General features: G+C 70.1%; 9 protein-coding genes. 8 read left to right on the top strand and 1 reads right to left on the bottom strand.

The annotated features are described in order from the left end of the window. Positions 1-123: 123 nt before the first annotated feature. From AC1AYN_RS01150 to AC1AYN_RS01115, 8 genes are all read left to right on the top strand, one after another. Entirely contained in the window at positions 124-1545 is a 1422-nt protein-coding gene (locus AC1AYN_RS01150) for a serine/threonine-protein kinase (RefSeq protein ID WP_476531568.1), read from the top strand. Positions 1546-1664: 119 nt separating this feature from the next. Beyond that, entirely contained in the window at positions 1665-7598 is a 5934-nt protein-coding gene (locus AC1AYN_RS01145; protein WP_476531566.1) for an Ig-like domain-containing protein, read from the top strand. Further along, a complete protein-coding gene (locus tag AC1AYN_RS01140) occupies positions 7595-8737 on the top strand; it encodes an AAA family ATPase (protein WP_476531564.1) in 1143 nt (380 codons plus the stop codon). The genes AC1AYN_RS01145 and AC1AYN_RS01140 overlap by 4 nt, the downstream gene beginning before the upstream one ends. Positions 8738-8828: 91 nt before the next feature. Continuing rightward, positions 8829-10040 carry a DUF58 domain-containing protein gene (locus AC1AYN_RS01135; RefSeq protein WP_476531562.1) on the top strand — a complete coding sequence of 404 codons (1212 nt, stop codon included), beginning with the start codon at positions 8829-8831 and terminating at the stop codon, positions 10038-10040. Then, a complete protein-coding gene (locus tag AC1AYN_RS01130) occupies positions 10037-12475 on the top strand; it encodes a transglutaminase TgpA family protein (RefSeq protein WP_476531561.1) in 2439 nt (812 codons plus the stop codon). Before AC1AYN_RS01135 ends, AC1AYN_RS01130 begins: the two co-directional genes overlap by 4 nt. After that, positions 12472-13398: a PP2C family protein-serine/threonine phosphatase gene (locus tag AC1AYN_RS01125; protein ID WP_476532327.1), complete on the top strand. Its 927-nt coding sequence runs from the start codon at positions 12472-12474 to the stop codon at positions 13396-13398. Before AC1AYN_RS01130 ends, AC1AYN_RS01125 begins: the two co-directional genes overlap by 4 nt. After that, positions 13391-13969 carry a variant leucine-rich repeat-containing protein gene (locus tag AC1AYN_RS01120; RefSeq protein WP_476532295.1) on the top strand — a complete coding sequence of 193 codons (579 nt, stop codon included), beginning with the start codon at positions 13391-13393 and terminating at the stop codon, positions 13967-13969. Before AC1AYN_RS01125 ends, AC1AYN_RS01120 begins: the two co-directional genes overlap by 8 nt. Positions 13970-13983: 14 nt before the next feature. Continuing rightward, the gene (locus tag AC1AYN_RS01115; RefSeq protein ID WP_476531559.1) at positions 13984-14526 is read left to right on the top strand and encodes an FHA domain-containing protein; all 543 of its coding nucleotides are present in this window, start codon (positions 13984-13986) and stop codon (positions 14524-14526) included. A gap of 102 nt (positions 14527-14628) precedes the next feature. Here the strand turns inward: AC1AYN_RS01115 and AC1AYN_RS01110 are convergent, their stop codons facing one another. After that, the gene (locus AC1AYN_RS01110; protein ID WP_476531557.1) at positions 14629-17151 is read right to left on the bottom strand and encodes a S9 family peptidase; all 2523 of its coding nucleotides are present in this window, start codon (positions 17149-17151) and stop codon (positions 14629-14631) included. Between the last annotated feature and the right edge of the window lie 107 nt (positions 17152-17258).

Here is a 17258-nt window from a genome sequence, read left to right as displayed (position 1 = left end):
CACGCCGCCGTTCACGCGCCCATATCGGATGGGCGGGTGAGGCGCCGCCGTCCGTGGCGGTACCATTGTGCCGAGGGGACGGCGCGAGTCCCCAGGGGGACGCCTTCGGGGGAAGGGGGCATCATGCGCACCACGATCACAGCGCCGCCGGAGCTGCCCGGGTATTCGTTCGTCCGGACGCTCGGCTCGGGTTCCACGGCCGACGTGTACCTGTACCGGCAACGTGTCCCGGGCCGGGATGTGGCGGTGAAGGTGTCCAGGACGCCGCTCGACCCGCGGGCCGCGGCGAGGTTCGCACGGGAGGCCGATACGATGGCCCGTCTGTCGAGCCACCCGTACATCATGCAGGTCCACGGCGCGGGCGTGACGCCGGACGGATCGGCCTACATCGTGTTCGAATACGCGCCGAACGGCACCTATAAGGAGATCGCACGGCGCCGGCCGCTCACCTGCGACCAGATGCTCGATCTCGGAATCAGGCTGGCCGGCGCCCTGTCCGCCGCGCACCGGGCCGGCGTCATCCACCACGACATCAAGACGAGCAACGTGCTCGTCAACGCCCAGGGGCTGCCGGTCCTCGCCGACTTCGGCATCTCGACGAACATCTATGACAGGACGTTCACCGGCTATTCGCTGCCGTGGGCGCCTCCCGAAGTGCTGAACGGCCGTTCCGGTGCCGAGGAGGCCGACATCTATTCGCTGGCGGCGACGCTGTATGCGACGTTGGCGGGCGGTTCGCCGTTCGAATGCGGCTACCGGCCGGACACGGCCGCGCGGCTGAGGGAGCTCATCCTCACCAAGCCGCTGCCTCCGATCGACCGCCCGGACGTGCCGGAGGACGTGGAACGGGTGCTGCGCAGAGCGATGTCGAAGGACCCGGAGGACCGTCAGCATTCCGCATTGCGGTTCGCACGGGACCTGCAGCATGTCCAGCAGGAGCATTTCGGCCATATGACCGCCGTGGTCGCCGAAGGCCGGGATCCGTATCCGCCGGATCGTCGCGCGGCGCGCCGCCGCTTCGGCACGCCGCAGACCGGAGCCCCGGCCAGGGCGGCGACGCCGGCAGTCGCCGGTCAAGCCGTCGCCGGCCTGGCCGTCGTCGTCTTTGTCATCACCGTGGCGCTCGTATTCGCGATCGCCGTCATGCCGAATCTCGATTCCGGTGCCGTCACCGACCGCGCATCCGTCGGAGACGCGACGACGCGCCGCGGGACGGAGGCCGGGCGGGATGCGGATGTCACACCGGACGGCGTCGTCGGCGACGATGTCCCCTCGCCGACGGACCTGCATGGGGAATACGGCGACGACGGCACGGTGACGTTCACGTGGAGCAACCCCGATCCGAAGAGTGGTGACGCGTATGCGTGGAGGCCGATCGACGGCCAGGACCCGCAGGACGAGGGGAACACGTCGATCGTGAGGGGTGAACGGGTGACGTTCGACGTCTCCAAGGACACGGCCCGGACATGCATCGCGGTGTCGGTCGTGAGGGCGGACCGACGCATGTCGCCCCGGCCCGCGGTCGTCTGCGCGACGCGGCGCTGATCCGCACGCGACACGCCGTCTCCCCGATCTCCGGTGCATCCGAGGCGGTACCCAGCGACGGGGTCTACATTTGGCGTACCGGCCGACCGGCCGGGCTCGGAACTACGACGGGAGCCGGCATGGCGAAGAGATCTTCCCCGGCATACGGGCGGATACGCGGAACCGACGCGCCGACGCGCCGTCCGGCGCCGTCGGACAGGCGCGGATGGGCCGTCCCGGCCGTCGCCCTGATTCTGCTGCTCGGCGTGGTCGCCGGCGCGATCGTCATCAGCTCCGTCACGCAGCGTCATGTGCGGTTCGACGACGGATCCGTATGGGTCACCTCGTTGAAGGACCGTAAGGCGGCCCGGTTCAACGTGCGCGTCGGGCAGGCGGATGCGGCCGTCGCGTCGTCCGCGCCGCGCTTCGACGTCCTCCAGCATGACGCCGACACCGTGCTCGACGAAGGCGGCCGGGCGTCGTCGATCAAGGCGTCGACGGTAGAAGTGGATTCCAGCGCCGAGACGGGGGACGAGACTATATCGGCGGCAGGCGGCGGCACCATCGCGTTCCTCGATGAGGGGACCGGCGACGTCTGGACGGGATACGCCGACGATGTCGGCTCGGCGTCCCCCATGCACGAGGATCCCCGGCTGAGACTCGGTGCGGGAGGCAGGATCGTGGTCGACGCCGACGGCGCGGTATGGGGATACCGTCCTTCCGACGGCATGGTGTTCAGACTCGACTCGCCGCGGAGCCGTTCGCCTTTGTCGGTCGGATCGATCACCGACGGGGTGAGGACGGACGCCTCCTCGTTCACGGTGGTCGACGGGGTCCCGGTCATCACGGCCGGGAACCGGGTGCTCTTCAGAGGAGGAGGCGCCGCTTCCGGCATGGATGGAAGGCTGAGCCTGCAGTCGCCGCCGGTGGATGGGCTCCAATCCGGCTGGGTCGTCGTGGCCGGCCGGGACGGCTTGGACCTCATATCCCTCTCATCGCCGGATCCGGAACCTGTGCCGCTGCGTTCCGGCGGGCACGGGGAGCCGGCGCGCCCGGTCTCCTCGGGCGGATGCGTGTTCGCCGCGTGGAGCCAGCGGGCCGACAACTACGTTTCCGTATGCTCCGCGAAGGACGGAGGAGCGATGTTCCGCTCCCTCGGTTCGGTGGATGTCACCTCCGAACTGGTGTTTCGCGCGAACCACCGGCAGGTGGTGCTCAACGACGTGGTCGATGGCAACGTGTGGGACCCGCGTGCATCGACCGACGTCATCAGACTCCAATGGAACACGATCCGGACCGAACGTTCCGAGGAGAACCGGCGCGAGGGGGACGAGACGGCGGACAACCGGCGTGAGTTCGACAAGACCTGTTCGCACGGCTCGGACGGGATCCAAGCGGAGAACGACGAGTTCGGGGCGCGGGCCGGCGGTGAACGGATCCTCGACGTGCTGCGCAACGACCGGCAGACCGACTGCTCGGTGCTGAGGATCACGCGCGCGAACGCCCCTGACGGGGCCGTGATCGAGGTCTTCCCGGTCTACGACGGCCGCTACCTCCAACTCGACGCCACGAAGGCGGGCCCCGGCGCGGTGGGCTTCTCCTACGAGATATCCGATGGGCACGGCCAGACGTCCTCCGCCACGGTGAGGCTGACGCTCACCGGTTCCGGGAACGCCGCCCCCGCCCAGACCGATACGCCGCAGGAGCTGGAGGTCGAGCAGGGCGCTTCCTACGAGTTCAACGCGCTGGGTGGTTTCACCGACCCGGACGGCGATCCGATGACGCTCGTCTCCGCGTCGCCGCAGGGCTCCGATCAGGTGACGGCCTCCACGCGCGCGGACGGTCTGCTCACGTTCGACGCCGGTTCGATGGCCTCCGGACGAGTCGGCGTCGAGCTCGCGGTCTCCGACGGCAAGCAGACCGGCACCGGCATGGTGTATTTCTCCGTCAAGCCCTCAGGCACCCTGCCCGCCGACATCGATCCCGTGGCCGAATCCGTCTCGCCGGCCACGGACGCGTCCATCGACCTGAAGCCGTACGTCCACGCCACCGGCGCGAGCCCGGCGCGTCTGTCCGCGGCGGACGCGCCCGATGGAGCCTCCGTGACGATGAACGCCGCCGATCTGACCCTCCGGTTCAGGGCGGACACCCCGGGCACCTACTACGTGTCGTACACGATCACGCAGGGGACCGTGCCCGCGACCGGGCTGGTCCGGGTGGAGGTGCAGCCCGTATCGGGCCAAGCCGCCAGACCGGTGGCCGCGAACGACGTGGCGTTGCTCGGCGCGGGGAACACGGCCATCGTGGAACCGCTGTCCAACGACGTCGACCCGATGGGCGGCGTGCTGTCCGTCACTTCGGTCACGGCCGATCCGGCCTCCGGCATCAAGACCGGTCTCGTAGGCCACAGGCGGGTCTATCTGACGGCGCGGCGGATACCGACCGAACCGGTCGACGTCACCTACACGGTGGCGAACGCGGCCGGCACGTCGACGGGCACGATCGTGCTGCATCCGCCGACGTCGTCGAACGCCGACTCGGCTCCGAAGGCGCCGGACATGGCCGCCCAGGTACGCACCGGCGGCATCGTATCCATCGATGTGCTCGACCGTGCCGGCCAACCGGACGGCACGACGGTCAGACTGCGGAACGAGCTGAGGACCGATGCATCCACGTTCAAGGGGGTCGCGTTCGTCTCCGGCGACACCGTACGGTATCAGGCGTCGGACGAGACCGGCACGTTCCCCATCGTCTACACCGTGGAGAACGGTCTCGGCGCCTCGGTGTCGGGGACGATCACCGTCACCGTGCATCGGAGCGACGCGGGGGACAAGCCCGCGCCCACGCCGCACGACACGGAGGCGCAGGTGGCCGCGGGCCGGAAGGTGCGCATCCCGATCGCGCTCACCGGCATCGACGTGGACGGCGACGACGACCAGCTGCTCGGCCTGGGCAACACGACGCCGCAGCTGGGCCGCGTCACCGAGGTGGGCGCGAACCACCTCGTCTACGAGGCCTACGCCGACTCCTCCGGCACCGACGTCTTCTCCTACGCGGTGGAGGACTGGACCGGCCAGCGGGCTCAGGCGCGGATCCGCGTGGGCGTGTTCCGGGGAGCCTCCGATTCCGGCGTATACGCGCGCGACGACGAGGTCACGCTCCGTCCGGGCACCCCCGCCACCGTGCCGGTCACCCGGAACGACGTCTCCGGCGACGACGCCGACCTGACGCTTGACGGAAGACTCGACGCCCCCGGCATACCCGATGCGAAGGCGAGCGCCGGCGCGATCGGCTTCACCACGCCCCGTCAGGCGGGGACGAGCTACGTCGTCTACACGGTGAGGGACCAGGCGGGACTGTCGGATACGGCCGTATTGACCGTGAACGTCGACCCGGACGCGCCGATCGAACCGCCGGACGCCTACGACTACCGCGTGCCCGCGTCGGCCACCATCGACAGGAAGAGCGTCGACGTGGACGTGGGCCGATGGATCGCGAACCCCTCCGGCCCGGATTCGGATCTCAGGGTCGACGTGCACGGATCGGCACACGCCCATGCACGCGTCAAAGGCGATGACGGCTCGACCGTCATCAGCGTGGATCTGACGCGGAACGCCCGGGCCGTCCCCTACACGGTGACCAACACGAGATACGGCGTGACCTCCACGGCGTTCATCCAGGTGCCCGCATACGGCGTCTTCCCGCCGACCGTGCGGCCGAAGGCGCCCGCGCTCAGGGTGAACACGAATGAGACCATCAGGATCGACGTCGCCGACCACGTGCGCGTGGGCGCCGGCAAGGAGGCGTATGTGGGCGGCGAGGATTCGGTGAGCGCCACGAAGGCCGCCGACGGACGGCTGTATGTGAACGACAGGACGCTCAGGTTCACCGCCCCCGGCGACTACGCCGGACCGGCTTCGATCACGTTCACCGCGGTGGACGGCAGAAGAGAATCCGGCAGGACGAGGATCATCAACTCGGCGGTGATCACCTTGCCGATCACGGTGGTCGGACGCGGCGTGAGGCCGCCCACGTTCTCCTCGTCCACGATCGACGTGGCGGCGGGCGACGGGACGACGACCATCGATCTGAAGGCGCTCACGCACGCGCCGGAAGGCCCCGGTGGGGATGAAGGGCGATACACGTATTCCGGCGGCTCGGACACCGGCAAGGTGACCGCCTCCGTCTCGGGTTCCGGCCGTCTGGAGGTGAAGGCGGACAAGACGGCCGTGCCGGGGACGACGATCGGCGTCCCCGTGCGGATCGGATACGACGGTGGCACGGTGGACGCCGGCATGACCGTCCGCGTCGTCCCCTCGACACGTCCGCTGGCGCGCGTGCCCGATAGGACGCTCAAGCTCGAAGCGGGAGGAGACGGGACGGTGGACGCGCTCGCCGACGCCTACAATCCGTTCCCGTCATCCCCTCTCACCCTGATCCGGTGCGCGGCGGACGACCCATCCGGGGTCGCCGTCCGATGCGATGTCTCGGGGTCCGTCGACGTCGCCGCCGCCCCGGGCGCCGGAGGCGGCACGAACCGTGTGCTCGTCACCGTCGAGGACGGCACGGGAATGGCCGAGCGCAGGGTCACGGGCACGATCACCGTCGCCGTGGTCGACAGGCCCGAAGCCCCGCTGCTCTCCCCCGTCGACGCGAAACCGCAGGACGGCGCGGTGGATCTGACATGGACGCCCGGCTCGGCGAACGGCAGCCCGATCACCGACTATGAGGTGCGCTGGAGCGACGGGGACCGTGTCTCCTCGAAGTCGTGCGGCGCCGCGACGGTCTGCCGGATCGCGGGGTTGGAGAACGGCAGACCGTACTCGTTCCGTGTGCGCGCGAGGAACGAAATCGGATGGTCGGAGGACTCCGGCACGGTGACCGGCATGCCCGACACAGTGCCGCCGGCTCCGTCGAGGGTCTCGGTGGAGGGCGGCAGGCAGGTCGTGACCGTCTCGTGGTCGATGCCCGTCTACGCGGGGTCGCCGGCCGACTACTACACCGTGACCCTGAGCAACGGCATGCGAGCCGTCGTCGAGGGGGCCTCGTCCGTCGACTTCGGCTTCAGATCGTCGGACATCACGGACGGGTTCGCCGTGACCGCCACCGTCGTGCCGCACAACCGGGCGGGCGACGGCGCGGCGGCCGCATCGGCGGAGTCCGCTAGGCCGTACGGCGTGCCGGACGCTCCGATCGTCTCCACGTCGCAGTCGGACGATGGCGACGAGGTGACGGTGTCCGCCGAGATCGGCGACATGCGCAACAACGCGTGCGCCTCCGTTGTCGTCACGCTCGGCGATCACACCGGGAACGTCGCGTGCGGGCAGACGTCGCACACCTTCGACATCGCGGATTCCGATTTCGGCGACGCCCTCACGCCCGGGTACGCCATCGTCACGGTGCATGGCGACGAGGTGCGAGGCGAAGGCATCCCCGTCGTCCCGGTCCACCGTCCGGCCGCGCCGTCCGGTCTCTCCATCCGGGCGGAGGACGGCCGCTGCGTGGTCTCGTGGACGGACGGCGACGGCAAGGAGGGCCGGTTCGAGTACACGGCCGGGAACGGCTCGTCCGGATCCACCACGCGTACCTCGTTCTCCTATGAGCCCGGCGGCTGGCGCGTCTGCGGCTCGGTGAGCGTGCGCAAGACGTTCCGCGGCGCCGCCAGCGCCGACGTCACCGCCTCCAGCCAGGACATGCCGGACAGGCCGAAGGCCGGCATCGGCGACTACGCACTGGAGTGGAGCGGCCGCGACACGCTCCGCATCGCTGGCGATGTGGAGACCTACGGTCAGGGCGCCACGGTCATCCTGACCCTCACCGACGGGGATGGCACCGCATGGCGGCGCGAATGGGCGGTCGGCGGACAGCCGCGGACCCTCGATATGAGGGGTTCCGGGCTCGACGGCGACGTGACGTGGCGCATCACGTTGGCCGACGGGCCGGACGAGCTCGTCGAAGGCGTGGAGCGGACCGGGACGGTACGGGGCCCACGCCCGACGGCCGACGGCGCATCGGTGGCGTTGCCGGGAAGGATCTCCCGGCAACGGGACGACACGATCAAGGAGCGATCATGAACGAGAACGCCAACGGGTCCGTCGACGACCGGACCCTGCTGTCCAGGGACGCGGGAGCCCGCAGGGCCGGCACGCGGCGGCGGACGCCCGCGCACCGCGCCACCGCCACCGCTCCCGCCACGACGGGCACCCCCATCCCCGACACCGGCACAGTCCCCGTCACCGGCACCATCCCCGGTGCCGCCACGCCCGAAATCGAGCGGTTCCGGGACATGTTCGACCTGCTCGTGAAGAACGTCTCCCAGGCGGTGGTGGGCAAGACCCGCCCGGTCCGCGAGGTGCTCACCGCGCTCATGGTCGGCGGCCATGTGCTGCTCGAGGACAATCCGGGCACCGGCAAGACGCAGTTGGCGCGCGCCCTCGCCAACTCGGTCGACGCCGGCTTCAAACGCATCCAGTTCACCCCCGACCTGCTGCCCTCGGACGTGGTGGGACTCACCTTCTACGACCGGAAGACCGGCGATTTCACGTTCCGTGAGGGACCGGTCTTCGCGTCCATCGTGCTCGCCGACGAGATCAACCGCGCTTCGCCGAAGACCCAGTCCGCGCTGCTCGAGGTTATGGAGGAGCGGAAGGTCACCGTGGACGGCGTCACGCATGACGTGCCGCGGCCGTTCATCGTGATCGCCACGCAGAACCCGGTGGAGCAGCTCGGCACGTACCGGCTGCCCGAGGCGCAGATGGACCGGTTCCTCATCAGGACGTCCCTCGGATACCCGGGCCACGACGTGTCCGTGGAACTGCTGCGCCAGCTCGACGTCGCCGACCGCGCCGGCGACGTCGCCCCCGTGCTGGCCGGCGGCGACGTCATCGCGATGGGGCGTGTCGCGCACACGGTCCACGTCGACGAGTCGATCCTCGAATACATCGTCAGACTCGTCGAACGCACACGCCATGACGACGGCGTCCGGGTCGGCTCCTCGACGCGAGGCGCCCTCGCCCTGGCGCGCTGCGCACGCATCTGGGCCGCGGCGGACGGACGCGGCTACGTCGTCCCCGATGATGTGAAGGACCTCGCCACACCGGTGCTCGCCCACCGGCTGAATCTCACCGCCGAAGCCGCGTTCGCCGGAGAGACGCCGCAGGCCGTCGTCACGCGCATCCTCGAGGACGTGCCCGCGCCGGCACTCGGCGGCTGACGCGCCCATCGCCAAGCCTCTCCCCACGCCCCCCACGAACCGCCCCGAACCAAACCCACGGACCAAACCCACGAACCGAAAGACCGACATCATGCCCCGTCCCATACGCGCCGCACGGACGCCGCGCCGGATACGCCGGCCGCTCGCGCCCTTCGTCTCCCCGCTCGCGTCCTTCGTCTCCCCGCTGGGGTGGGCCGTGACCGGCTCGGGCGCGGCGGCGCTCGTCGCCTTCGTCCCCCTCGGATGGCACGAGCTGCTGGCATACGGCGTGGCGGCCCTGTCGATGATGCTTGTCTCCGTCGTCATGTCGCTCGGCAACACCTCGTTCCGGGCGGCGATCGACCTGCGGCGACGCCGCGTCACCGTGGGGGATACGGCGAGCGTCCGCATCGATGTCCGGAATCCAGGGCGGAAGCCCACCACGGCCGCGCGCGGCGACCTGCCGATCGGCTCCAGGCGCGAGCGGTTCGCCGTTCCCCCGCTCGCCCCGGGAGAATCCCGGCGGACCGACATCGAGTTCCGCGCGCCGCGACGGACCGTGATCGCCGTCGGCCCGCTGCGCATCCGCAAGGGCGACCCGTTCGGTCTGATCCGCCGCGAGCGGCGGCTCACCGACGGAATCGACCTGTTCGTCCACCCCGCCATCGTGCCGTTGGAGACGCTCGACGCGGGATCGGTCCGCGATCTCGAGGGGAGTCCGAGCGGCGACACCGTCGACGACGACCTCGACTTCCACGGTCTGCGCGAATACGCGCCGGGCGACGACGTGCGCAACGTGCACTGGCCGAGCACCGCGAAGACGGGCGCGTTGATGATCCGCCGATACGAGGCGACGCGACGCACGGACACGGCGCTCACCATGTCCGTCGACCCGGACGAGTACGCAGGCCCCGGCGAGTTCGAGCTCGCCGTGTCCGTCCACGCCTCGGTCGGCGCACGATGCCTCGCACGGCGTCGGCCGCTGTCCACGCATGCGGGCGCCGCGCACGCCGCGCCGCGCCGCGCGACGGACTTCCTCGACTCGTGCAGCAGGATCGTCCCGGACCGCTCCGACGATCCGAACCTCGCGCGCGGCACGCTCGCGCACGCCCCGGACGCCTCCTTCTACGTCCTCACCGTCGGTTCGCTGCGCGACGCGGACGACATCGGACGCATGGCGTCCGCGCTGCCGGAGTCCGCGTCCACGCTCGTGCTGCAGGTCGCGGAGGGCATGCCCCGGGCGATCCGCCGGTTCCCCGGCTTCACGCTCGCCACGGTCGGCGGACTCGACGACCTGCCGATCATCATGGGGGTGCTCGCATGACCAGCCGACGGCACGCCGACTGGCGGAACGACACCATTTCAGCTTCCCTCTCCACCCGCGGCCCATGGGGGCGGCGCTTGGGCGGTCTCGCCGTGGCCGCGGCGCTCACGCTGCTCGCCGCGTCGAATCTCATCGATGTCTACGGAGACGCGGCCGCATGGGCCTCGGCCGCCGCGCCTGCCGCGCTGCTCGGCTGTCTCATCGCCCTGGTCGGAGTGACGCGCCGGCTGCGCCTGTGGTGGCAGCTCGTGTCCCTCGTGTTCGCCCAGTCCGTCGTCGGACCGGTCATCGCCCTGAACGGCACGACGATCGGCCATGTAATCCCGACGGCCGCCACCCTGTCGCAGGGATGGTGGGACATGTTCGGCTCGTTCAAATACCTGATCTCCATCACGCCGCCCGTGGGCACGGCGTCGGGTTCGCTGATGGCCGTCTGGACGCTGACGCTGTGGACGGCGTTCCTCGCCGGCCTGCCGGCGCTCGCCGACGACGCGCGCCTGGCCGCGGCGTCCGGCCTGCCCGCGGCCGCCGCGTTCACCGCCGCGCTGCTCGGCACGTCCGCCGGCTGGTGGCGGACCGCCGCCGGCCTCGCCGCCATGCTCACGTTCGTAGTCTGGCTGTCCGTCCGATGGGGCCTGTTGGAGACCGGACGCCTGCCGGGCGCCCTCGCCGTCATCGCCATCGCCGCCGGTCTCGCCGCGGGTGTGTGCCTCGTCACGCCCCAGCACCGTCTGATCCTGCGCGACCGCTACGAGCCGCCGCTGACCCCGTACGACTATACGAGCCCGCTGTCCGGCATGCGCGCGTACATCAAGGACCATAAGGACGATACGGTGCTCACCGTGCGTGGTCTTCCCGCGGGCACATCGGTGCGTCTCGCGGTGATGGACCGTTTCGATGGCAACGTGTGGAACCTGTCCGATTCAGCAACGGTCTCCGGCTCGTCGAACTACCGGCGTGTGGGTACGACGATCGCCGACGACGCCGAGGGGACCCGTTTCACGGCCACGTTCACCGTGGGCGAGGGACTCACGGACCGATGGCTGCCGTTGGCCGGTTCGGCCACCGAAATCACCGTCGAGGATTCAGCCGACGGGCGGGGCGACCTCTACTACAACTCGGACACCGATTCGGCGATCTACCCGGACGGCATGGCGGAAGGGCTGACCTACACGGAGAGCGGCGTCATCCCCCGCACGCCCTCCGATAGCCAGATCGACGACGCCGAGGCGGCGAAGACCCTCCAGCCCGCAACGGTGGACTCCCCCGACGCCGCCGGCCGGCTCGCCACCGCCATGGCGGGAGGCGAGGCCACGGGTGGCGCCGCGGCGCGCAGGATCGCCGAGGGGCTGAAGGATTCCGGCTGGTTCTCACATGGCTTGGCGGGCGACTATCCGTCGCCGCCCGGCCATGGCAACTACCGCATCGGGAGACTGCTCGACGGCACGCGGATGGTGGGCGATTCGGAGCAGTACGCCTCCGCGATGGCGCTCATGGCCCGCGAACTCGGCCTGCCCAGCCGCGTGGTGCTCGGTCTCGTCCCGAAGAACGACGACGGCTCGATCGGCACGGCGCGCTCCGAACGGCGTGGCGCCTACACCGTCACCAGGTTCACGGGCGATGACGTCGAGGCCTGGGTGGAGATCAAGCTCGACGGCTACGGCTGGACCGCGTTCCATCCGACCCCGGAGGAGACGAAGGTCCCGGACCCAGAGGAGGAGCCCACTCCGCCGAACCCGCGGAAGCTGGTGCGCCAGCCTCCGGTGCCGCTGCAGGACCCGCTGCGCGACGAACGGCAGATGCGGGGTCGTTCCACGCTCGGCGGCGAGGAGGCGGACGCGACCGGCGCGGACCCGTTGAGGACGGCGCTCGGCCGCGCCGTTCGGAACGTCGCGGTCTACGGCAGCCCGGTATGGGCGATGACGGCCGTCTGCGGAATCATCCTGCTCATGAAGGCGCTTCTGCTGCGTCATGCGCGACGGTCCGGCAGTCCCCGCATGCGGATCGCCGCCGGATGGCGGGCCGTCACGGCGCTCGCCCGGCAGAGCGGCGTCGACGTGCACGGCACCCGACGCGAGGAAGGGCGGGCGATGGGCGGACGGATGGACGTCGACGCTTCGACGCTCGCGACGTTGGCGCGCGAAGCCGACTACGCCGCGTTCTCCGGCGAACGCATCGACGATGATCGGGCCCGCCGGTACTGGGAGGACGTGGACGCCATGCGTGCGGCCATGCTCGCGTCGTTGCCCCGTCCGCGCCGCTGGCGTGCACGGCTCAGCCTCGCCGGAGTGTTCACACGCCGAGGAAGACCCCGGCGCGCCCACCGTGCAGCAGGTATAGTGGCGAGTATGTGTGCCTGGGCCGCCGAACGCGGCATGGGCGAGACGACCGCCGCCGGGGAACCGGGCGCACGGACAGAGGGGAAGCGTTCATGACCATCGGACATCTCGCGGCGGGATTCGCCACCGATGTGGGGCTCAAGCGCAGGAACAACCAGGATGCGGGCTACGCCGGCCACGGCGTGTACGTGGTGTGCGACGGCATGGGCGGCGGCATGGGCGGCGAGCATGCGAGCGCCCGTGCGGCCGATCATCTGCGCGCGCTCGCCGCATTGCCCGTGCGCAACCGCGCGGACATCGAGACGGTGCTCGCCGACGCGCAGGCCGACGTGCTCGCGCTCGGCCACGAGCTCGGCGGCGTGGCCGGCACCACGGTGACCGGCCTCATCCTCGTGCACGGCGACGCCCCCGACATCGACGACGGCTCCCAGACCGGCGAACGGACGTCCGCGACGCCGTTCAGCACGGAGAACCTAGCCTACGTGGTCAACGTCGGCGACTCGCGCACCTATCATATGGATGCCGCGCGGGACGGCGCGGGCTGGGATCCCTCGACGCTCGTGCGCATCACACGCGACCATTCCCAGCGCCAGGAGGCGATCGACACGGGCGAGCTGCTGCCCGACATGGCCGAATCGCTCATCCCGCGCAACATCATCACCCAGTGCGTCGGCGATCCGGACGGCATCAGACCGGACCTGTTCCTCACCGATGCGACCGGCCGCTTCATCATCTGCTCGGACGGCCTGTACGCCGAGGTGTCGGGCGACGACGAGATCGCCGCGATCGCCGCGCGCCACGACGATCCGCAGGAGGCGGCGGACGCCCTGCTGCGCGCCGCGCTCGACGCCGGCGGCGGCGACAACGTCACCGTCATCGTCGCGGACATGCCCGTGCTCGCGCCGCCCCGGCACGCATGGTCGGTGACTAAGCTGGGCGATGAGGAGGATATCGGCAACATCGCCGATGTGACTTTGCAGACTTTGCGGACCATAGCACCTAGGAGGCATGATGGTTGATTACGATGCCGCGGTCGCGGCGGTTCAGGATCGGAACGCGGATCCGATCCTTCTCGCGAAGATCGCCTATGAGAATCCGGAGTTCGGCGCGAACGTGGCGGTGAATCCGCGCGCCTACCCCGGTCTGCTGCGCTGGCTCGCCGAATTCGGCGACGATCGCGCCCGCGAGACCGTGCGCCAGATGGGCTATGCCGTCTCCGACGATGCGGCCGGCGCCGGACAGTCCGACGAGACCGTGGCCGTGCGGCAGCACACCTCCGCCGCGGCCGGCACCCCCACGGCCGCGACCTTGCAGCCCAGGCGGACCGCGCAGGCACAGGCATCGCAGACGACGACGCAGGAGCCCCGGACCGCCGCGTCCGAACCGCAGGCCCCGGTGAACCCGCACGGCTTCACCGCACAGATCGCGCGCACCACCACCGACCAGATGCAGATGGCCGAAATCGCGCAGAAGGCGCCGGAACTGTACGCCGCCCTCGCGCAGAACCCGAACCTGTACCCGGCGCTCGCCGACTGGCTGTCCCGACTGGGAGACCCGGCCGTCGACGCGGCGCTCGCCGGTCGCCGCTGAAAGGGGCGAGACGGATGAGCAACGCGATTCCATTCCCACCGGCACCGGAACCCGGCTGGTACGCCGACGATCCAGTGGACGCCCGGGCCGCGGCCCGGCCCGCGGCCCGGCCCGCGGCACAGCCAACACAACCCACCGTCCAGCCCGCCGCACAACCGAACGACGGCAGTCTGGACGACACGGTCCTCTCCGACGCGAACGCCGCCGGCCAGGCCCCCGGCCGCAAGACCTACACGCTGCACAACGAGGCGACCGGTCAGACGATCGTCCTCGACAGGAGCGTCCTGCTCGGCCGTCGCCCGTCCGAGGCGATTCCGGAAGGTTCGAAGGCCGTGCGGATCGAGGACCCCACACGCACCATCTCCCGCAACCATGCGGCGATCAGCATCGACCAGGACGGTCGGCTGTGGATCGAGGACTACGGCTCGTTGAACGGCACGTTCATCATCCGCGACGGCGAGGAGCGACAGGTCGTCGAAGGCACGCCCGTGCCGCTGGAGGCCCCGGCCACCCTGCGCGTCGGCGACCAGTTCCTCACCCTCGAGGAGCAGCGGTAGGTCTCTCCCTCCGTCCGCCTGCGGCGGCCACCTCCCTCGTCAGAGGGAGGCAACCCTATGATTGAGCCCCTTGGCCTTCACGGCCAAGGGGCTCAATCCGTTTCAGTACTTGAGGTTCATCACGTCCAGGCACCAGGCGTTCTCGTAGGAGACCTCCTCCCACTGCTTATAGCGCCCGGAGGTGCCGCCGTGGCCGGCCTCCACCTCGATCTTGGCGATTGCGTCGAATCCGCGCGACTGCATGGCGGCCACCCATTTGAGCGGCTCGACGTACAGCACGCGCGTGTCGTTCATCGACGTGGTGACGAACACGCGCGGAAACGCACGGCCGGCGTCCGAATCCGCGGCGGGCAGGTTCTCGTACGGCGTGTACGACTTCATGTACCGGTACACGTCCTCGTCGTGCAGCGGGTCGCCCCACTCGTCCCACTCGGTGACGGTGAGCGGCAGCGACGGGTCGAGGATCGAGGTCAACGCGTCGACGAACGGCACATCCGCCTCGACGCCCGCGTACAGTTCCGGCGCGAGGTTCGCGACCGCGCCCATCAGCAGGCCGCCCGCCGAGCCGCCGTTGGCGACGGTGCGGCGCGGGTCGGCCAGATGCGCACGCTGGAGCGCGGCCGTCGCGTCGACGAAGTCCTCGAACGAATGCTTCTTGTTCAGCCGGCGTCCCTGCTCGTACCAGGCGCGTCCAAGCTCGCCGCCGCCGCGGATGTGCGGCACCGCGTACAGCACGCCGCGGTCGAGCATGCTGAGCCTCGCGACGGAGAAGTTCGGGTCGGAGGAGATCTCGTATGCGCCGTAGCCGGTGATGAACATCGGCGAATCCTGCGCGGGGAAGTCGCGCCGCCAGACGAGCGAGACGGGGATGCGCTCACCGTCGCGGGCGCGGATCCACACACGGCGTTCCATGTAGTCGCGCGGGTCGAAGCCGCCGAGCACGGTGGCGCGTTTGAGCAGCCGGTCCTCGCCGGTCACCGGGTCGATCTCGTGGAGTTCGCCGGGGCGCGTGTAGCTGGTGAACGAGTAGCGCATGCGCGGCGCGTCGTAGGACGGGTTGCCACCGGTGCCGATCGAGTAGAGGCGTCGCGTCTCGCCGGGCAGGTGGTCGTCGCTCGCGCCGTCCGACGACGACGTGCGGTCGGTCACGCCGACGCGTCCAGCTCCAGCACCAGCACCAGCACCAGCACCCGCGTGCCCCGCGTCCCAGTCCTCCGCCCACAGCGTCTCGCCGTGGTCGCCGGTCTCGTCGCGGTCGTCGGCCACCGTGTCCCAATCGTCCTCGAGCGCGGGCGGCAGCAGTTCGACGAACCGCCACGGCCGCCCGGCGAGGAAGTCCTCGACGGCGGCGCGCTTCGGCATCATCGCGACGTGCGGCAGGCCGTCGGCGCGGTAGGCGAGCGTGACGAAGTGGCGGTGGATGGCGATGCCTTCGATGCCGAGGCCGTGCAGTCCCTGCAGGATGGCCGGGTTGTGCGCGTTGAAGTACGGCGCGGTGATCGCCTTCGCGCGGTCCTCGGCCGATGCGGCATGCTCGCAGCCGTACGGCGAGCCTTCGGCGACGCACACGCCTTCGCCGAGCGTGTACGGCGGCTCGTGCCGACGCATGTCGATCACGTCGATCTCGAAGTTCGGGTTCTTCGCGTTGTGGTAGACGACGGCGAGCGGGATGTCGGCGCCGTCCTCCCCCGCGTTCTCGAAGCAGGCGAAGCTCACGTCGTATTCGACGTCGGTCTTGCGCGGGATGAACGCCCGGAATTCGCCTTCCGGGTCGGTCACGGGCAGCATGAGCACTTCGGTGGTGGTCTTGGAGCCGGTGCCGAGCACGAGGTTGCGCTCGTCGAAGCTCAGGCCGATGCCCACCCAGAAGCGTTCGTCCTCCTCGCGGTACACGCATACGTCCGTCTCGACCGGGGTGCCGACCTTGTGCCGCCAGACCGCGCACGGGCGCCACGCGTCGTCGAGTTCCACCCAGAACACGTAGCGCGCGTCGGGCGTGAAGCAGGCGCCGCCGACGCCGTGGAACAGTTCGGGCAGCTCCTCGCCGGTCTGAAGATCGCGGATCCGGTAGTCGTAACGTTCGTCGCCGGCCGTATCGACGCCGTAGAGCATCCATCGGCCGTCGCGGCTCAGGTCCATGCCGCCGAGCCGGAAGAAGTCGTGTCCTTCCGCCTCCGCGTTCGCGTCGAACACGATCGATTCGCCGGGCAGTGAACCGGGCGCGCCGAACGGGTCGATCTCGGGCGGGTTCCAGTCGTCGGCGCCGCGCACGCGCATGCGGCACTGCACCGCGTATTGGCGGCCCTCCTGCGTGCGCGCGTAGTACCAGTAGTCGTTGATGCGCACGGGCACGGACATGTCGGTCTCCTGCACATGCGACTTGAGTTCGTCGAACAGGGTATGCCGCAGTCCGTCGAGATGCGCGTTGCGCGCCTCGCACAGGCGGTTCTGCGCGGCCACGTAGTCGCGCGTGCGCGGCGAGTCCTTGTCGCGCATCCATTCGTACGGGTCGACGAACACGTCGCCATGGTGTTCGCGTCGGGTCGGCTCACGGTGCGCGACGGGGACTTCGGGACAGATACAGGTGCCGTCGTCGCTGCCGGCCAGTTGCTTCTCTTCGGTCATACGGGTGATTATACGCACGCTCGAACCGGTTTCGTACGCGCATATCCCACCCGCGGAACCGTCGCTCCGCGGAACCGTCGCCCCGCGGAACCGAATCCCGCGAAGCC

The sequence above is a fragment of the Bifidobacterium sp. LH_413 genome (assembly GCF_056357015.1).
Note: the sequence above shows the minus strand (reverse complement) of the source record. Positions and strands in the feature narration are given on the sequence as shown.